Origin of the sequence: Prochlorococcus marinus str. MIT 9313 (genome assembly GCF_000011485.1) — a bacterium.
Lineage (GTDB): Bacteria > Cyanobacteriota > Cyanobacteriia > PCC-6307 > Cyanobiaceae > Prochlorococcus > Prochlorococcus marinus_D.
Genome location: NC_005071.1, coordinates 1,614,455 through 1,633,273 on the forward strand (window position 1 = coordinate 1,614,455; position 18,819 = coordinate 1,633,273).

16 protein-coding genes, 1 tRNA gene and 1 pseudogene are annotated in these 18,819 nt (G+C 53.1%); 14 read left to right on the top strand and 4 right to left on the bottom strand.

Features of this window, described 5'->3' with window-relative positions; translation table 11 throughout:
* Positions 1 to 60: 60 nt before the first annotated feature.
* Positions 61 to 534: a hypothetical protein gene (locus AKG35_RS08110; protein ID WP_011130891.1), complete on the top strand. Its 474-nt coding sequence runs from the start codon at positions 61 to 63 to the stop codon at positions 532 to 534.
* 42 nt (positions 535 to 576) lie between these two features.
* On the opposite strand, the gene AKG35_RS08115 is transcribed toward AKG35_RS08110, so the two are convergent.
* Positions 577 to 1,680: a mechanosensitive ion channel family protein gene (locus tag AKG35_RS08115; protein ID WP_236069578.1), complete on the bottom strand. Its 1,104-nt coding sequence runs from the start codon at positions 1,678 to 1,680 to the stop codon at positions 577 to 579.
* Positions 1,681 to 1,949: 269 nt separating this feature from the next.
* Between AKG35_RS08115 and rimP the strand changes: the two genes are divergently transcribed.
* The 5 genes and pseudogenes from rimP to AKG35_RS12600 form a co-directional block, all read left to right on the top strand.
* The gene (gene rimP, locus AKG35_RS08120) at positions 1,950 to 2,414 is read left to right on the top strand and encodes a ribosome maturation factor RimP (protein ID WP_011130893.1); all 465 of its coding nucleotides are present in this window, start codon (positions 1,950 to 1,952) and stop codon (positions 2,412 to 2,414) included.
* Between the two features lie 53 nt (positions 2,415 to 2,467).
* Positions 2,468 to 3,916: a transcription termination factor NusA gene (gene nusA / locus AKG35_RS08125; protein WP_011130894.1), complete on the top strand. Its 1,449-nt coding sequence runs from the start codon at positions 2,468 to 2,470 to the stop codon at positions 3,914 to 3,916.
* Positions 3,913 to 4,191, top strand: a complete 279-nt coding sequence (locus tag AKG35_RS08130) for a YlxR family protein (RefSeq protein ID WP_011130895.1) — start codon at positions 3,913 to 3,915, stop codon at positions 4,189 to 4,191. The genes nusA and AKG35_RS08130 overlap by 4 nt, the downstream gene beginning before the upstream one ends.
* 63 nt (positions 4,192 to 4,254) lie before the next feature.
* Positions 4,255 to 7,632 carry a translation initiation factor IF-2 gene (gene infB / locus AKG35_RS08135; RefSeq protein ID WP_011130896.1) on the top strand — a complete coding sequence of 1,126 codons (3,378 nt, stop codon included), beginning with the start codon at positions 4,255 to 4,257 and terminating at the stop codon, positions 7,630 to 7,632.
* Between the two features lie 25 nt (positions 7,633 to 7,657).
* Positions 7,658 to 8,215, top strand: a pseudogene (locus AKG35_RS12600) (low-complexity tail membrane protein); the annotation flags it as partial.
* Positions 8,216 to 8,248: 33 nt separating this feature from the next.
* On the opposite strand, the gene AKG35_RS13790 reads toward AKG35_RS12600, so the two are convergent.
* The gene (locus AKG35_RS13790) at positions 8,249 to 8,413 is read right to left on the bottom strand and encodes a photosystem II assembly family protein (protein ID WP_369818040.1); all 165 of its coding nucleotides are present in this window, start codon (positions 8,411 to 8,413) and stop codon (positions 8,249 to 8,251) included.
* Positions 8,414 to 8,551: 138 nt separating this feature from the next.
* Between AKG35_RS13790 and AKG35_RS08145 the strand changes: the two genes are divergently transcribed.
* Positions 8,552 to 8,623: transfer RNA gene (locus AKG35_RS08145), tRNA-Thr, on the top strand.
* A gap of 1,468 nt (positions 8,624 to 10,091) precedes the next feature.
* Positions 10,092 to 11,279: a DUF389 domain-containing protein gene (locus tag AKG35_RS08150; protein WP_011130899.1), complete on the top strand. Its 1,188-nt coding sequence runs from the start codon at positions 10,092 to 10,094 to the stop codon at positions 11,277 to 11,279.
* Positions 11,280 to 11,460: 181 nt separating this feature from the next.
* Here AKG35_RS08150 and psbA read toward each other — a convergent pair whose 3' ends face one another.
* A complete protein-coding gene (psbA, locus tag AKG35_RS08155) occupies positions 11,461 to 12,537 on the bottom strand; it encodes a photosystem II q(b) protein (RefSeq protein ID WP_011129798.1) in 1,077 nt (358 codons plus the stop codon).
* 363 nt (positions 12,538 to 12,900) lie between these two features.
* On the opposite strand from psbA, the gene AKG35_RS08165 reads away from it, so the two are divergent.
* The 3 genes from AKG35_RS08165 to AKG35_RS08175 all read left to right on the top strand — a co-directional run bounded on the left by AKG35_RS08165 (position 12,901) and on the right by AKG35_RS08175 (position 14,157).
* Complete coding sequence (locus tag AKG35_RS08165; RefSeq protein WP_011130901.1) at positions 12,901 to 13,242, top strand: hypothetical protein; 342 nt, start codon at positions 12,901 to 12,903, stop codon at positions 13,240 to 13,242.
* An 81-nt stretch (positions 13,243 to 13,323) separates the two neighbouring features.
* Complete coding sequence (locus AKG35_RS08170) at positions 13,324 to 13,710, top strand: hypothetical protein (protein ID WP_011130902.1); 387 nt, start codon at positions 13,324 to 13,326, stop codon at positions 13,708 to 13,710.
* Between the two features lie 72 nt (positions 13,711 to 13,782).
* Positions 13,783 to 14,157, top strand: a complete 375-nt coding sequence (locus AKG35_RS08175; RefSeq protein WP_011130903.1) for a hypothetical protein — start codon at positions 13,783 to 13,785, stop codon at positions 14,155 to 14,157.
* Here AKG35_RS08175 and AKG35_RS08180 read toward each other — a convergent pair.
* Positions 14,154 to 15,068, bottom strand: coding sequence for an aspartoacylase (locus AKG35_RS08180; protein ID WP_011130904.1), 915 nt, complete (start codon positions 15,066 to 15,068; stop codon positions 14,154 to 14,156). The genes AKG35_RS08175 and AKG35_RS08180 overlap by 4 nt on opposite strands.
* Before the next feature lie 55 nt (positions 15,069 to 15,123).
* Between AKG35_RS08180 and AKG35_RS08185 the strand changes: the two genes are divergently transcribed.
* Genes AKG35_RS08185 through AKG35_RS08195 form a run of 3 tightly spaced genes read left to right on the top strand, consistent with a single transcriptional unit; the run spans position 15,124 to position 18,742 of the window.
* On the top strand, positions 15,124 to 16,116 hold the full coding sequence (locus tag AKG35_RS08185) for a glutathione S-transferase C-terminal domain-containing protein (RefSeq protein ID WP_041385174.1): 993 nt from the start codon (positions 15,124 to 15,126) through the stop codon (positions 16,114 to 16,116).
* Positions 16,113 to 16,787 (top strand): DUF2301 domain-containing membrane protein, encoded by a 675-nt coding sequence (locus AKG35_RS08190; protein ID WP_011130906.1) that lies wholly within the window; start codon positions 16,113 to 16,115, stop codon positions 16,785 to 16,787. The genes AKG35_RS08185 and AKG35_RS08190 overlap by 4 nt, the downstream gene beginning before the upstream one ends.
* Complete coding sequence (locus AKG35_RS08195; protein ID WP_011130907.1) at positions 16,784 to 18,742, top strand: ABC transporter ATP-binding protein; 1,959 nt, start codon at positions 16,784 to 16,786, stop codon at positions 18,740 to 18,742. Before AKG35_RS08190 ends, AKG35_RS08195 begins: the two co-directional genes overlap by 4 nt.
* Positions 18,743 to 18,819 lie beyond the last annotated feature (77 nt).

Here is an 18,819-nt window from a genome sequence, read left to right on the forward strand (position 1 = left end):
TACAATTGCGCTGCAAAATTCCAATTCCGCCATCATTATGGATGTGAATAGTCCTTTCCTATGTATCAATCACGCTTTGTAGCCCTAGGCCTGGTGATGGCCTCAGTGCTTACCCCTCAGTCAGCCATCGCCAAATGTGAATTCCTCATGCCTATTGGCGGGGATGGCAACAAGATCGTCAAAAAGAGAGTAGAGCGGCCAAAGGGTTTAATAGGAAGTGCCTTTGGCCGCACAAACTGGAATACAGACTTTGCTGTTAATCAGCCCTATCGCAATTACAAACTATTCTTCACTGCAGATTCAACCGATTCTGCCAGCTACCCAATTCAGGCCTTCCTCAAGTTCAGCGATGGCAGCAACCTTCAAGTTGTCAACGAATCCATGCGGCCACCAATGGGTACTGGGAAAATGTTTGGCCCTATCCAAGCAATTCCTGGCAAAGCGGTGAGTCAAGTGAATTTCAAGGTAGGAACAGCAAAGGATCCAGGCGCAACAGGATTCAGTTACCGGATTTCTGTTCAAGGCTGCCGATAATCCAGTTGAGCCATTAGAAATTGAAAAGCAAATCGGGGAGGGTCAAGTTGCACCTTCTCCCGATTCTTGATTGATTCCTATCAGAGGGTTCATCGTTTGCTTTTTTTGATTCGAGCCTGAATGAATCAAAGTGCGGGTGGGGAATGGCATGCCGGCACCATGCACTTCAACCACATCACCAATCTTGAGAAGCAACCTCTGCTGCAAGGCCCAAGCATCGCTTAGATTTCCACTAGAGGAATAACAAACCAAGCGTAGATTCAGACTCGAATCGCCATAGCCGGTGAAATTCACGGCCATTTTCTTGCTCTGATCTACATCTGAATGATTAACTAAAACCTGCTGAAGATCACTCACAATCGACTCAATCTTTCTACGATCGCCATAATTAACACCAAATTCAATCCAAATCCTACGGTTGTCTATATCAGCAATATTAACAACCGGCTTACTTGTAAAGATGTTGTTTGGTATATACACTGGTTGGCGATCAGAGGAGCGCAATTTGGTATAAAACCAACCGATATGTTCTACATTCCCAGAAAGGTTTTCGGAGGGAATATCGATGAAATCACTTACAACAAACGGACGGTTAATGTAAAGGCTAAGGCCGCTTAAGGAATTCGAGACAATCCCCTTGGCCCCGAAACCCAATGCAACGGCGCCAACCCCACCGGCGGTAACCAGTACAGCCGGCGAAATGCCCATCAGATGCATCACCTCCAGGCATAAAATGAGCATGGCTGCAATACCTATGGTCTTCTGAACAACATCGAATAGGAACAGCCTGTCTTTTTCACCAAAGCCCTGCAGCATCTGAGTGGCATAACTGTCTTGGTTTTGCTTGAGCTCCTTCTTCCAAGACAGCAGCGTCCATGAAAGACCTATGACCACAAGAATTCCAAACGCCTTAACACCATCACGCGGGAATTGAATCAATGACGGATCCAACAAATCCAACAGCCAACAAATCACTCCTACAAGTGCGCAACTCAGAGAAATGCTTTGCCTGCTACTGAGCAGCAATCCACGCCGCAACGAACCTGAGCGGAACCGCCTGCCAAAAGTGTCTAGCAACAACCAACTGACAATGGCTAAAACAAGCCCGGCAATCGGCACCTGAAGATTGAAGGGAAGGGGTGTCATCAGAGGCATAAGCAAGATGCATCCGCACAGATTTGAATTGTCTGCGAAGCGTTAGTGGTGCCATCAGCCAATCGCTGCCAAACGGCTGGCCGGCGCTGATTAGCGAATTCTCCAGATTCTCGATGGCTTGACGGCCTTCTTTGCATCAGTTGAACACAGCATGAAGAGGCCATCACCTAGATTGTCTTGATGCCTGGCGGGTACCTCCTTCGGGAGGCAGGTCACTTCTGAAGCCGGTCGGGCCAGAAGCCCAACCTTACCCCCTGCATTTGCCTCATCCTCTGCTCCCGGACCTGGAAACCCTCGCCTCGGCGACGGCTGCAGGAAAAGGCTACAAACTTTGCTGTGTACAGGTATTCACCCATCTGATTCCTATGACCATCCAGGTGCAGATCCGTCGCAAAGATGGCAGTGATGTCTCCCTCGACGACTGTGCTCATTTCAGCGCTTCTATGGATGAAGCCCTGGAGGCTTCCCAACTTTTTACTGAAGCGTATGTTCTGGAAATCAGCAGCCCAGGGATCGGAGATCAGCTCCACAGTGATCAGGACTTCCTAACTTTCAGAGGCTTCCCTGTGGAGATCAGCTTCCGCGACCACGATTCAGACCTTCATCAAGCCGGTCTCTTGCACAAACGATCCGACGAACATGTGCACATCAACATCAAGGGACGCATTCAACGCATACCACGTAAGGCTGTGACCTGCGTTCGCCTTACAAACCCCACTGGATAAATCACCTTAACGATCAGCTCAGCTTCAGCACCTTTCCACTCTTTCCATCGTCGATGGCTCTCGTTCTACTCCCCGGCCTCAACAACCTGATCGAAGACATCAGCGAGGAGAAGAAACTCCCTACCCAAGTGGTGGAAGCAGCCCTGCGTGAGGCCCTCCTCAAAGGATATGAACGCTACCGACGCACTCTTTATCTAGGTATCAGTGAGGACCCTTTCGAAGAAGAGTATTTCAGCAACTTCGATGTTGGACTAGAGCTTGAAGATGAAGGTTATCGGGTCCTGGCCAGCAAAATCATCGTTGAAGAGGTGGAGAGCGAAGACCACCAGATTGCTCTTCAAGAAGTGATGCAAGTCGCTGAAGACGCCCAGATCGGTGACACCGTGGTGCTCGACGTTACCCCCGAGAAGGAAGACTTCGGCCGGATGGCTGCCGCCACAACCAAGCAGGTACTGGCGCAAAAGCTACGCGACCAGCAGCGCCGCATGATTCAAGAGGAATTTGCCGATCTAGAAGATCCCGTGCTCACAGCTCGTGTGATCCGTTTTGAACGTCATTCGGTGATCATGGCGGTGAGTTCTGGTCTTGGGCGCCCTGAAGTGGAGGCCGAGCTCCCACGCCGCGACCAGCTCCCCAACGACAATTATCGCGCCAACGCCACCTTCAAAGTCTTTCTGAAGGAAGTCAGCGAAGTGCCCCGACGAGGGCCTCAGTTGTTCGTTAGCCGCTCCAACGCCGGACTAGTGGTTTACCTATTTGAGAACGAGGTGCCCGAAATCCAAGAAGGCTCAGTGCGCATTGTGGCCGTAGCCCGTGAAGCCAATCCTCCTTCTCGTTCCGTGGGCCCACGCACCAAGGTGGCAGTTGACAGCATTGAACGTGAAGTGGACCCTGTCGGCGCCTGCATCGGTGCCCGCGGCTCACGCATTCAGCAAGTGGTTAATGAACTACGCGGCGAAAAAATCGATGTGATCCGCTGGTCACCTGACCCAGGTCAATACATTGCCAATTCCCTTAGCCCTGCTCGCGTTGAGATGGTGCGACTGGTGGATCCAGAAGGGCAGCATGCCCACGTCCTAGTCCCCCCAGATCAACTAAGCCTGGCCATCGGACGAGAAGGACAAAATGTACGCCTAGCAGCTCGTCTAACCGGATGGAAAATCGACATCAAAAACTCCCAGGAATATGACCAGGCCAGTGAGGACACCACCGTCGCCGAGCTGATTTCTCAGCGAGAGGAAGAAGAGGCTCTCCAACGCGATGCCGAAGCCCGCCTGGCAGCTGAACAAGCCACCCGAGCAGAAGAGGATGCACGCCTAAGAGAGCTTTACCCCCTACCGGAAGATGAAGAAGAGTATGACCAAGAAGAACCTGCTAAGACGATGGCTGAAGACGAAAATGAATCCGACGGCCAATCTGACGACTTGAGCAACCAACCTGACGCCTCAAGCGAACAACGCTCAAATGAAGAATCACTAGAAGAAGAGGACAGAGCTCGGTGAACCAACGCCCCGTCCTGCGTCGCTGCGTGACCTGTCGTCAACTGCTGGATCGCCAGCAGCTTTGGCGGGTGATACGCGACCATCAGGAGGGTGTAGTCCTCGATGAAGGGATGGGTCGTTCGGCCTATCTCTGTCCAAACGAGGCCTGCCTAGAGGAGGCACTCCGCCGCAAACGTCTACAGAAAGCCCTGCGTTGCCAGGTGCCCAACAGCGTTGTGGAGGTGCTGCAAAAGCGGCTTAATCACTCCTTTGATTCCGCCGCTGAGGCAAAATAAACAATGGCCCCGACTTGCTTGGAGCCCCGAGGCACTTCGTGCCCGGACCGACAGGAGCTTTTAATGACCAGCAGCGGCAAAATCAGAATTTATGAGCTGTCCAAGGACCTAGGCCTTGAGAACAAGGACGTGCTCCATGCCGCTGAGAAACTCTCAATTGCGGCCAAGAGCCATAGCAGTTCCATCAGTGACGATGAAGCAAAGCGCATCCGTGGCCTTTTGCGCCAAGGCTCCGCTGCTAATTCAGCTCCACCAAGCAAGTCGGAACCTGAAAAGACAATTCTGTCGGTGAAAAAAGCAGCGCCCACTGCCATTAAGGACGTTGCACCACCTATTCGAAAAGCTACAAGCAGCTCAGAGATCAGTCACGTCAAGCCATCAGCGCCTGCAAACCCCATACCAACAAGCCCTGCACGACCCTCAACGGAATCGGTGGCTCATCCTGCTCCACCGACTCGCCCAGCAAACCCCACTCCAACCCCGACAAGCTCGCCACCTAAAACAGCAGCTCGACCGATCAACGCTCCTATCAGTCGTCCAGCAATCCCCAGCCGGCCTACCGCTCCTACACCAAGATCAGCAAACAAACCCTCCTCCCCCGTGCCTCCAAGCGCGGGGGGCAAAGACCCACGTGCCGGTCAGACGTCTACTACGAGTAAAGCAACCACCGTTAGTGGAGGAGGCCCTCGTCCCAAAATCGTCTCTAGGCCCCAATCGCCAACAGCGCCAGGACGCAGCGCACCCCCGGCCAAGCCATCAATCCCATCTGAGCGCAAAGCTCCAAAGCCAGAACTGGTGGGACGCCCTAAACCAAAGCGTCCTGTCGTAGCCCCTCCGAGCCGACCAGATCCAGAGGGACAACGCCCTGACAAAAAACGACCCGGAATTAGTCCACGACCGATCGGTGGACCAAATCAGCGCGCTAACACGTCGCAGCGCCCCGGCGCGCCCATACGGCAAGGCAAAACCAGACCAGGACAGCCTCGTTCTGCCGGCAACACCCTCGAATTAGTGGGCAAGCCCATTCGGCGTGATCGATCCGACGCTGGCTCAGCAGGACGGGATAGCAACAACCGCCCAGGAGCCCCCACCCGCCCAGGCATGCCTACCGGCATGCGCAAACCGGTGGCACCTGGAGAGCTGATGCAGCTTCAAAAGCCCACCGGTCGACCTGGCACACCACCGCCACGACGACCGGACGGAACCAGCGTCGGAACCCGCGGAGGATCCGAGGGAGCCACTCCACCAGTGGAACGCACTGCCACAGCACCCACAGCACCCAAAAGGCCTGGTCACCGCCCCGCTCAAGCCCCTGCTGCCGGAGCCCCAAGGAGGCCCGGTAGACCGGAGTGGGACGACAGCGCCAAGCTGGAAGCTCTACGCAACAAGTCTCCCCAGAAGCAGCGCCAGAAGGTGCACATCATTGGGGAAAATGATGATGCCCTAACCGCAGAAACCAGCGGCTACGCAGGAGAAAAACAGGCCGTCGTTCTGACGGCAAGCCTGGCCCGGCCCGCCAAACCAAAATCGCAGAAAAAGCCCGCCTCCAAACCCGTGGCGGCATTACGCAAACGCAAAAAAGAAACCACCCGACAAAGGCAACGCCGACGGGCAATGGAGCTGCGTGCAGCACGCGAAGCGAAGCAAGTCAGGCCAGAAATGCTGATTGTTCCGGAGGCCAACCTCACAGTGCAGGAGCTGGCAGACATGCTCAGCATTGAAAGCTCTGAGATCATCAAATCCCTTTTCTTCAAAGGGATTACCGCCACAGTCACCCAGTCACTAGATCTTCCCACGATCGAAGCAGTGGCCGAGGAGTTCGGGGTGCCTGTCCTCCAGGACGACATCGAGGAGGCAGCCAAAAAGACAACGGAGATGATTGAGGAGACTGATCTAGCCCACCTGATCCGCCGTCCACCTGTGGTGACCGTGATGGGTCATGTCGATCACGGCAAAACCAGCCTGCTGGATGCAATCCGCAAAGCCAGGGTTGCCGCGGTTGAAGCCGGAGGCATCACCCAGCACATCGGCGCCTATCAAGTGGAGATCGATCATGGCGGTCAGCCCCGCAAGATCACATTCCTTGACACCCCAGGCCACCAGGCTTTCACTGCCATGCGCGCCCGCGGCACCAAGGTCACGGACATAGCAGTACTAGTGGTTGCTGCTGACGATGGTGTACGCCCTCAGACCCTCGAGGCCATCAGCCACGCACGCGCTGCCAAGGTTCCGATCATTGTGGCGATCAACAAAACGGACAAGGAGGGAGCCTCTCCAGAACGGGTCAAGCAGGAACTTTCTGATCAGAACCTGCTCTCCGAAGAGTGGGGAGGTGATGTGGTGATGGTTCCCGTAAGTGCCATCAAGGGCGAGAACATCGACAAACTTCTCGAGATGATTCTGCTGGTCACCGAAGTTGAGGATTTGCAGGCCAACCCTGACCGTCTGGCCAAAGGCACCGTTATCGAGGCTCACCTCGACAAGGCCAAAGGGCCTGTTGCCACATTGCTAATCCAGAACGGCACCCTCAAAACCGGAGATGTACTCGCCGCCGGTCCAGTGCTTGGCAAGGTGCGAGCCATGGTCGACGACAGCGGAGCCCGACTCAAAGAAGCTGGTCCGTCTGGTGCCGTAGAGGCCCTCGGCTTCAGCGAAGTGCCAACAGCCGGAGATGAATTTGAGGTCTACCCAGATGAGAAGTCAGCAAGAGTCGTTGTGGGAGAACGCGCCTCCGATGCCCGTGCCACCAGGCTGGCCCAACAGATGGCCTCAAGGAGGGTGTCCCTCGCAGCCATGTCTGGCCAAGCAAGCGATGGCGAACTCAAGGAACTCAACCTGATTCTCAAAGCCGACGTTCAAGGCAGTGTGGAAGCCATCTTGGGATCCTTGGAACAATTGCCGAAGGATGAGGTACAGGTTCGCGTGTTGCTCTCCGCGCCGGGTGAAATCACCGAAACTGATGTGGATCTTGCTGCTGCATCCGGGGCTGTGATTGTGGGCTTTAACACATCTATGGCCTCTGGAGCCAAGCGGGCCGCGGATGCCACGGGTGTAGACGTTCGTGATTACGACGTGATCTACAAGCTTTTGGAAGACATCCAGATGGCTATGGAAGGTCTACTAGAGCCAGAACTGGTGGAAGAATCGCTTGGAGAAGCAGAAGTGCGTGCCGTCTTTACCATCGGCAAGAGCGCCGTTGCGGGCTGTTACATCACCGCAGGCAAGCTGCAGCGCAACTGCAGAGTGCGCGTACGGCGTGCCAAACAAGTGGTATTCGAAGGCGATCTCGACTCCCTACGCCGCAATAAAGACGACGTCAAGGAGGTGGCCACAGGCTTCGAGTGCGGCATCGGCTGTGATCGCTTTGCTAACTGGGAAGAACGCGACATCATTGAAGCTCACAAACTAGTCACCAAGCGACGCACGCTTAGTAGCTCATGAGGTTTCGCCCCACCTACAACTTGTTGTGATTGCCCAACGCGAACCACTGCTCTGGCTTCAGCTCATCGCTATTGGGGCGATCCCGATAGAAATGCTTTTACTGAGACTGGTTTTAGCCGGGGCAGATCTGGGGCCTGTTCCAGTCTTCGAACGTCTACTCACCTGGGCTGTAGCGGTGTTAACGCCAACCCTCGTCCTCTGGAAACGCCCTGCCGACTGGGGATCACTACTGCTACTGCGGCGCCCACTGAGTCAACGCTCAGAGGCCCAGCGTCAGCTCAGTGGTCTTCAGCAGAGCTTGATCCCTCGCTTGAGCCTCTTGGTTGGATCAACAGCCCTACTCGCGATGTTCTGGTGGATCGATCAATCTTCCATTTTGGTAATGGACCTCTCGCCATTACAAGGCAGCTCTAGACTGGTCACACTGCTTACGGCCATCCCCCTACTTGCTCTCGTTCTTTGGCAGTGGCAACAGCTCACCCAGAGCCTCTGGCTTCTAACCCGCTCCGACCAGGAACTTGCCCAGGCCCCCTCTTTAAGCGAAGAACAACTTCAGCATGAACGACTTTGCCTGGGGTTGAGTCTGCTCACCATGCCGGCACTCCAAACCACTCCTTCAAGTTCCGCGACGGCGATCAATCCAAAGCAACCCACCAGTAAGGAGAAGCGCTCCGATCTGAATGGAGACATCAGAGAGGGGAACAATGCTCCCGGAAGAGGCACGCAAGCCCATCGTCAACAGACCGATACAGGCGGAAGCGAAGAAAGCGAACCAGAACACCCGCCGGAAACCCCGCCAAGGGCTGAGTGACTCTTGGATCAGTCGTTCTCTTAGCTCAGGATCCAACTTTGAGCCAGGACCAGAAGAATCGCCCAACAGTTCAAAAGCGCAATGCTTGAATGTTAAGTTCCGCTCACTGCCGGTGTAGCTCAGGGGTAGAGCAACTGATTCGTAATCAGTAGGTCGCAGGTTCAATTCCCGTCACCGGCATCACTCTTTGCAATCTTTCTCAGAGACCTTGGAGCAACATGCCTTTTAAAACCCAAAGGTATATACGATCCCTATAGCCAAAAGCCAACCATGAGCAAAATACTAAAAAAGGCATATTTAGACCTGATTGCTCCTCAAGCAGCAGCCAGCTTTTAACATATCTGAGCAACAATTGGCCAAATCATCGCTTATCCACTAGAGAGAATGCCTTCAAATCTTTCATCTAGCTTAGAAAAGCTTTAAGCAAGTATAGCACTATTCCTAAAGAATCATCCAATACTTTCATCGCCTAACCCTTAACAGGGTGATCACTAAAAAAGAGCGCAAAAGGGCAAGCTTCATATGTTATTACACTTAACAATGGCCTAAAAAATGAAATACGAGAAGAAATCTAGAATCATCCAAAGAGGTTCAGTAAACACTTTTGCCAAAAGAAACCAAAAACAGCCGCATACGACTTCTGCTCTGCCCAGGCTATCGATCTAGAATGCACCATAAATCAAAGCAGATCATCAAAGGTCCCTATGAAGAATCAACAGACCTTCCAAAAGATCATTGCTGATCAAAGAAAGGAAATTAAATTAAAACCAGGTTTCTGAACTGATTGTCAGAGCTATTCAGCCTAGCTCTCGAGCAAAACTTTGCTGACATGATCCTGTCTCAAAACCATTAAAGCAGTTCCAGTTTGTGTAATCACTGAATCCAACAAGATCGCTGTTGAAGCACCAATGATTGTCGCTACAAAAATGGCAATCATTCCTTTGCCAAGCTCAGTAGATTGCTTCATCTTTTGCATGGTGTGACTCTAATCACTGCAAACAATCTCTTCCATATCTGCCGTCTAAGCATTGTTCTGAGTCAAACCTGATTGTGAGATTGATCACATATCAGAAGATCAGCCCTGCCGGCGAAAGCAGGCATTGGCCTCACAGTCCTCTGGAAATTAATTGGTTTTGCTGCACATTAAGCAGACCTGCCCTCCAGTAGTGGCCTTTACATGCCTAAACAAGCGAGCAGCAGCAAAGAGAGTTCAAGTAGCCCAATAGCAATCCCTTGAATTAAGGCATAAATCATCCGAAATTAGCCTAACAAGACTAATCGCCTGTACTCATCTTTAATACTATTCAAAAGCAGCCATTTAAATCATCGCATTCTCGCACACCTAGGCCTGCAATAGGCACAAGAAATTTCCAAGGATCACTAAAAAATGCACCATTCTTTATTGAACATCATACTACTCAATAATTTCGAAAGAGTGAACATCCTCAAAGACGAGTGCTGAGCAAATCTTGTAATCTTGAGTTGCTATAGCTGTCAATTCAAAGGCAATCATTAATCCTTGCCATAGAAGTTAATCCAATTCAGTATTCTACACAAGTGTTAGAAGATCTCCTCTAATTACAGCTATCAACATCTGGGACAATAGTCCAACAAACTAGAAGTTCACCTAGGCGAGGTCATTAGAGGCATGGAATCCACTCGCTTGAAGCGAATGCACGACAGTTACAAAAAGGACGCCCAGATCGATGAAGTGTTTGTCGTCCTGACGATCGGCGCCAGCATGATTGCCACCTTGGGCCTGCAGGCCAACAGTGCTGCGGTGGTGATTGGAGCGATGGTTGTCGCCCCATGGATCGAGCCCCTACGAGCAAGTGCCTTCGCCGTGTTAATTGGCGACATAAGACTGTTGATGGATGCCCTACTAAGCCTCTTCGTAGGAGTGTTCATTACCATCTTGCTCTCCGCCTTGCTGGGAGAAGTCGCGAACCTCCCAAAATTGGGTTCGGAAGTCTGGGACCGCACGAGTCCAAACCTGCTCGATCTAGGCATCGCCTTAGTCGCAGGTGCAATGGCCATATACGCAAAGTTGCGCAGAGACGCCGTGAGTTCCCTCGCAGGCACAGCCATTGCCGTGGCTCTCGTTCCACCGGTCTGTGTGATGGGTCTATTAATTTCTTATCAAAAGTGGGGCGATGCCTTTGGGGCCGGATTGCTATTCGCTACCAACCTGCTCGGTATTCTTAGCGGTGGGCTTGTGATGATGGCCTGGAAAGAACCCTCCTTTCTTCATCGACTACGAGAAAGCAACCTCAGCGCCGCCAAATTTTTAGTGACGTTTGGCTTAACAGCACTACTGCTGATCCCCCTAACCAAACAGTTTGTGAGCCTTGTTGGCGAAAAGGATAGGGAGCAGACGCGCGACCAAATTCAACGCACGATTGAGACCTTTCTGAAGCGAGAGACCCTGACCTTCGGTGGCAAGGAGGCGAAGGCAAAAGTGGCAAGCCTTGAGATCACCTGGGAAAAGAACCCACCAGAGATTCTTCTTGTGGTATTAGTCACCAACCCAGCCCAGCCCAGCCTCAAGCAGGTTTCAGCTGTACAGAAAGAAATCAACAAACGCCAAGAGTTGGATTACCAACTCATTGTTCAACGCGTTGTTGTTGTAGAAGGTCCTCCCGAGGAACCCAATCTGATCACAGGGAAAGAAGGGAAACTGATCAAAGATCCCACTCCAGAACTCACCAAAAACACCATTAAAGACACAGAAGAACAATTTCCAACACAAGAACTAGGCCTAGATCAGGAGCAAAAAAATATGCAACAAAGCACTGATGAAGCGACAACTCAACCAGCTGAGGCCAAGACTCCCTGAAGACCTAAGACTTTCACTTTAGCTTTAAACCTGATTGGAACATTGTTGTTTTGATTCGTTCAGCAGCTCCCTGAGTTAAATGATCTGAGCTAATACACCAGAACAATCATAAAAAAACCCCCTCTTGAGAGGGGGTTTTGAGGTTCAGCTGCTGCCAAACCTTGTATTGGTGATGATCAGATCAGCCAATCGCAGGAGCAATCAGAGCCACAGGTGTGGACTCAGCAGCTGCCAGGTCGAGAGGGAAGTTATGAGCATTACGCTCGTGCATCACTTCCATACCGAGGTTGCTGCGGTTGAGCACATCAGCCCAGGTTGGTACAACTCTGCCTTGGGCATCGAGAACCGACTGGTTGAAGTTAAAGCCGTTCAAGTTGAAGGCCATAGTGCTAATACCCAGTGAGGTGATCCAGATGCAGATCACCGGCCAGGCAGCCAGGAAGAAGTGCAGACTGCGGCTGTTATTGAAGCTGGCGTACTGGAAGATCAGACGACCGAAATAACCGTGGGCAGCCACGATGTTGTAGGTCTCTTCCTCTTGGCCGAACTTATAGCCGTAGTTCTGAGACTCGGTTTCGGTGGTTTCACGAATCAACGATGAGGTCACCAGTGAACCGTGCATGGCGGAGAACAAACTGCCGCCAAACATTCCTGCCACACCAATCATGTGGAAGGGATGCATGAGGATGTTGTGCTCTGCCTGGAACACCAACATGAAGTTGAAGGTTCCAGAGATGCCTAAAGGCATGCCATCCGAGAAGGAACCCTGACCAACGGGATAGATCAGGAAAACAGCAAAGGCTGCCGACAGCGGTGCGCTGTAGGCCACACAGATCCAAGGGCGCATGCCCAAGCGGTAGGAGAGTTCCCATTGGCGACCCAACCAGCAACAAATGCCGATCAGGAAGTGGAACACAACAAGCTGGTAAGGACCGCCGTTGTAAAGCCACTCATCAACAGAAGCAGCTTCCCAAATGGGATAAAAGTGCAGGCCGATGGCGTTGCTGGAAGGAACAACAGCACCAGAAATGATGTTATTGCCGTAGAGGAAAGAGCCAGCAACAGGCTCACGGATACCGTCGATATCAACCGGCGGTGCCGCAATAAAGGCAATAGTGAAGCAGATGGCAGCTGCCAACAGCGTGGGAACCATCAGGACACCGAACCAACCCACATAAATGCGGTTATTGGTAGAGGTGACCCAATTGCAGAAGGACTCCCAGCCACTGAGGCGACCACTGCGAATGGTGGTGGTCATTGAGTTAAGTAAGAAAAAGAGCCCCCGAAGGGACAGCTAAAAACGCAGGAAAACCTGCCAGAGCTAATTGTAAAGGAACATTGCGCAATCTGTAAATGGATTGCGCTGGAAAAGATGTAGTCCTTGGCATCCACCAGAAAACCCCAGGAAAACTTAAGTTTTTTAGCGATGGATCCCTGCAGCAGCTCTTGGCTCTGATCCCCTGACAAACATGCAAGGCGTCGCCTTAAAGAGATTGCACCACTCTCCATGGTTCATCCTCGACGCAAAAGGCTTGAGGCTCAAGCTGAGCTCAACAACTGGAGCCAAAGCCTGGCGCAGACAAGCTGAACCCACTAGTAGTGGTTTACAACTCCTAATTGCATGCCGAGAATTGCGCCTGCTCTTTTTTCGACCCTCATGATGGTGGCTGGACTAATGGCCATCACAGGATGTCGAAAAAATCAGCCCTCATGGACTACAAGCCAAGCTGAAGCGATCAATCGTCTTGAACTCAGGCTGGATCAGCTCGAGCATCGAATAGGGCAAACGACCCCCTCCGCTACCGACACCAACAGCAAGACCCCCGCCGGGCCGGTGAAGTCACTCACCTTTCGCATGGAATCAACTGATGGCCGCCTAAGGGTTTACTGGGCCGACGGCAGTGACAGCGACCTCCTTTGCACGAAAGAACAATCGACGCGGGTTCAATGGGCATGTGGCTGATTTCAGGCACAGCCGATCACACCTCTAAACAAACACTGATAAACCTTTGATGGGTTTAGGAAACAACATGCAGATGATGAGATGTTTTCCTCCCGCTTAAGGGCAGCTGCCCCTCTTGCAGCTGCCGTGATAGTCGTCGGGTCATCTGGTCTATCCCATGCACAGAACAGCCTGCCGCTAGCCCAACCAAGAGCAGCAAACCTGGCGCGAATGCGCGCCGAATTGCTCAATGGCGGCCTAGGTGCCTATCGAGCCGATCAGTGCATGTATGTCACCGGAGCCGAAGAATGTCTTGTCTCAACAACCAATGAAGGGTTCCGATTTCAATTCCGAGGGGGGGCTCCAGGCTGGCAACAGCTCAGCCCAGCAGAGCCAACCCTTGAAACCGAGGTGATCATCTCTCGTGATGGTGATCGCATCCTCTCCGTCCCCTACAACGGCCCATTGCGTCACCCTCGCCAACCATAAAAACCTTCGGTTTTTGAGCAGACCAAGCGACGCGTTCTTGCTATTAGATGGGTTGAGCCTTCGAGCAAAGCGATGTCTCTTCGCACAATCTCACTCGTCATAGCCCTTAGTGGAACTGCCTGCTTGGCCGATCTAGCGACACCGACCCACGCCCAAGACCAGCTTCCTTCCTCCCAGATCCGCGCCCTCAACCTGGCCCGTGGCACCGCGGTCAAAGAAAACGGCGGTCTTTCGGTTTACCAACCGGCGCCTTGCATGTTTGACACCAGCAATGGTGGTAACGATTGCCTGATCAGAAACACCATCAATGGCTACACCTATAGCTTCTTAGGTGGGGCCCCAGGCTGGTCGGAATATGGCAATGAACCGACCACAGAAACCGTCATTCAGATTGCCCCCGACGGAAGGTCTGTCAATCAGATCATCTACAACGGTCCCCCTCGTTAACAGTCGACTAACTGCTGCAGGGCCCCTTGCCATTGCTCAGGCAGGGGGCAGACCTCTCGACAGGTCAGGCTCATGGCGATGTGCTTTTCAACGTAGGCCGCCTCGTTGATAAAAACGGGGATGGGAGAATCTCGACCTTCAAATCTGAACACCTCTCCATCTGGCCAGAGAAACAAGGGGGCGCCCATCTGCAGAGGCTGCCAATCACGGCCCTGAAGAGATGGATGCACACATGCAGCAGGCTGGCCCAAGGCATCACGGGGCAGGTCCAGACTACCCAGATGAGAGTGCACCACAAACTCATCTGGGTAGGTCGGCGATCCAGATGCAACGCTGCTCAGAGCCTCGAGACAGGCCTGAACAGCAAGTCGTGTCTGTTCAATAATGCGGGCCTTTAACAGGCCCTGGGGAACAGGACCGATTTCAATCACTAAGCCACAGGGCCAGCGCTCCACCAAAAACCCCTGCTGGTCATCATCCCCATCATGCAGATAGATAGGCAAACCCAAGCGAGCCTGAATCAATGCTGCTAAAGCCAAGTCAACCGACCGTCGGCCATAAACCACAAGAGTGCTTCCCATTGCTGAAGTGGTGCTGTGCAAATCAATAACGATCTGGCAAGGGGTTGATCCCTCTGGACCAAAAAAACTAAGCAACTGCTTGGCACGAACAACCTCTCGATCCAAGATGCTGGGAGATCTGAGCAAGTCGAGCCGAAAGCTGCGGTTGAGATCGCAATCCAAATAACGCCGGCCCAACGCAAGAGCCTCTGGATTACCGATCACCGGCACCACACCAACACCATGGGTGTTGATCAGCTCAGGGGTCTGAGACCATTGATCGAGAAGCCAGGGACCGTTGATTTCATTGCCATGAGTACCCGCCACCAGAAGCACCTGAAGGCCAGACATCAAGATTCGATCGCAATCCTCAGCCTGACCGAAAATGGCTGCAAAGGGAACAACCATGTCGATCCCCCCCGCAATCGTTGCCGCAGCACGCATGGGCTGGCACTGGCAATGGATTCAATTAATGAACGGTCTTGCTCCAGCAGATGCCAAGGGGAACTATCAGCGCCCCCCCAGCCAGCATCAGCAAGCAAGATTGCCCGCAGAGCAAGAGCTGAGCAACAGATCAGCAGACCAATACCCACGCCTGATCATTGGGCGCAGCTGTCCTTGGGCACATCGCACCTGGCTGGTGCTTCAACTGCGCAACCTTCAGAGCAGCCTCACCCTGCACCTGGCACGCGCCGACCACAAGGCCGGCCGTTGGCAATTAGATCCAGCCTGGTTGGGCTGCAATTCTCTACTTGCCCTTTACCAACGCTGTGGCTCCCCACCCAGCCATCGCGCCACTGTTCCGGCCCTGGTCGATCCAGGCACCATGACATCCCAATCACCGCAGCTACTCGGTAACGAAAGTGCCCAACTCGTGGAAGTTTTGAACCTTTGGCCGGCGGCTAAAGATGCTCCCGACCTAGCCCCCTCCAATCTTCAAGGTGAGATCAATGGCTGGCAAAAGCTTCTTCAGCCCGCTGTCAACGATGGTGTCTATCGATGTGGTTTTGCACGCAACCAAGCGGCTTACGACAAGGCCTGTAACGAGCTATTCGACACCCTTGCGCAAGTGGACCGCAGCCTCTCCAATAAGGGTCCATGGCTTTGTGGAGACCAACTCACCCTGGCTGACGTGAGGCTGTTCCCGACCTTGATCCGCTGGGAGATGGTCTATGCACCACTGTTTGGCTGCAGTCAACAGCCCCTTTGGGCCTTCCCTCATCTCTGGCATTGGCGCCAAAGGCTTCTGGCCCTCCCAGGTGTAGCCAAAACCTGTGATTCGCAGGCCTGGCGTCAGGACTATTTCGGCGCACTCTTTCCTCTACATCCGAGCAATATTGTTCCGGCCGGTCCTGATCTGGCCAAACTGGTAAATGCATCAGCCCCTGATCAGCGATGACCAACAACACACAATCCTTGAATTCAGACATCGCCGCTATGGCAGAGAAGGAGTTTGAGGGTGTTTATGGCCGCTACAGGATCACCAGCACTGACGAATTGGAAGTGCAGCGCTACCGCCTTGCTTTACTGCTCTGCGGTGTGGCCTTCACAGCAGGGCTGGGCCAGTGGCTGATGATTGGGCCAACATGGGCATGGCTATGGCTACTACCGATGTCAATCGGTCTGGGCTTAGCTCTTAATTGGATTCACATCTACCTCCGCCCGCTACACCAGGCACTGAAGTTGTTATGGGCTTTGGGCTGCCTAGGTGCCGTCGTGATGGCATGGAGTGTCGGTACTGACACGATGCTCTCAACGGTGACCGCAGAGCCTGCTTGGATCTGGGCGATCGGCCCTTTGTTTGCAGCACTCACTGGGGTTGGATTCAAAGAATTCTTCTGCTTCGGCCGACCAGAGGCAATTGGTCTCACCCTGCTCATCCCAATAGCCCTATTGGGTCATCTCAGCGGGTTAATGAGTGGCTCAATCGTGATGGGATTACTGGGCTCTGCCGCTCTACTGCTGCTGGTGTTAGCCCTGCGAAAGTTCGGCATGGACGCCGCTGCTGACGTCGGTGACAAGAGTGTGTTTGCTTACCTGAGCAATCCGCAAGCTAACGAAGCTCTGTGAGCCTGATCAGCCTGATAGAGGCCTCGAAAGACTTCGGCATCAACACCCTGTTTGCCGACCTCACCCTGCACATCAACGAAGGAGAACGACTAGGGCTGATCGGACCGAATGGAGCCGGGAAATCGACGCTACTGAAGGTGCTCGCCGGAAAGGAACCCCTAGGAGAGGGTGAAAGGAGGTGCTCAGCGCGATTACGGGTAGAGCTCGTGGGACAGGAGAGCGCTGTAAACCCTGGCCATACGGTGCTGCAAGAAGTCTTGGCCGGGTGCGGTGAAAAGAGAGAGCTTCTGCTGCGTTTCAACGAGCTCAGCAATTCGATGGCCCGCAACCCCAACGATGCAACGCTTTTGGCTGAGTTAGGACAAGTCAGCCAGCGGATGGATGACGCCCAGGCCTGGAGCTTGGAACAGCAATGTCAAGAGGTCCTTCAACGTCTTGGTATCACCGATCTAGAGCGGCCGGTTAAAGAACTCTCTGGTGGGTATCGCAAGCGTGTCGGCCTTGCCTCCGCCTTGGTCGCCAGACCTGACGTTTTGCTGCTCGATGAGCCCACCAACCATCTCGATGCGGCAGCAGTGGAGTGGCTACAAAGTTGGCTCGATCGCTTTCCAGGCGCTTTGGTGCTTGTCACCCACGATCGTTACGTGCTCGATCGGGTGACACGCCGCATGGTGGAAGTAGATCGAGGCAAAGCCCATAACTATGCCGGCAACTACAGCACTTTTCTACAACAAAAGGCCGAACTTGAAGCTTCAGAAGCCTCCACTGCTCAAAAGTTCAAAGGGGTTTTAAGACGAGAGCTGGCCTGGTTACGACAGGGTCCCAAAGCACGCAGTACCAAGCAGAAGGCACGCCTGCAGCGAATTGCGGAGATGCGCGCAGAACCATTGCCTCAACTGCGGGGTTCCTTGAAGATGGCGAACGTAAGCAGGCGCATCGGCAAGCTAGTGATTGAGGCGGAAGCCCTGCAAGTCACGGCCAATGGCAAGCCCGACAGTCCTCTGCTTCTAGACAACTTCACCTACAGCTTTAGTCCAGAAGACCGCGTTGGCATCATCGGCCCCAATGGCAGTGGCAAATCCACATTGCTTGATTTAATCGCCGGCAGACGCCAACCCAACGGTGGAACACTGCGATTAGGTGAAACAGTGCACCTGGGATATCTCGACCAGCACACCGAGGACATCACCAAAGGCAAAGGCCTAGATCGCAAAGTGATCGATTTTGTCGAAGAAGCTGCCTCTCAAATCATTCTGGGAGAAGAACAAATTACGGCCTCTCAACTACTGGAACGCTTCCTATTTCCACCGGCTCAGCAGCACAGCCCCCTGGGGAAGCTCTCTGGGGGAGAACGACGCCGACTCACACTCTGCCGGATGCTGATCCAAGCACCGAATGTGCTGCTGCTTGATGAACCCACCAACGACCTAGATGTCCAAACACTAAGCGTGCTGGAAGATTTCCTTGAGGATTTCCGCGGCTGCGTTGTCGTGGTCTCTCATGACCGCTATTTCCTCGATCGCACAGTTGATCGTCTTTTCAACTTTGAGAATGGGCAATTAAAACGTTTTGAGGGCAATTACAGCGCCTTTCTTGAACAGCAACGACGACAAGAGCGAGGTCTCAACGAAGCAAATGAGCCCAAATCGATCAGACTTTTGAAGGATTCTGGCCCATCTAGAATATCCACAAGATCCTCTCAAGAGGCAGAAAGCTCTTCATCCCAAGCCACAGAAAACAGCAAGCCAAGACGTCGAAGCTTCAAGGAATCACGTGAACTAGAAGCTCTAAACATTGACATCCCACTGCTTGAAGCCAAGCGTTCTAACCTTGAGGCTGCTTTGTCCTGTGGCGACGAAGACTTAACTCTTCTTAGTCAACAATTAGCCGAGCTAGTCGAAACATTGCACAGAGCTGAAGAGCGCTGGCTCGAACTCAGCGAACTGACTGCATAAGACGGCGCCAACGTCGATGATTCTAGCGCAATTCTGCATCATCTTATGTCCTTGCGAACAAGACTGGTGAGTTAGTC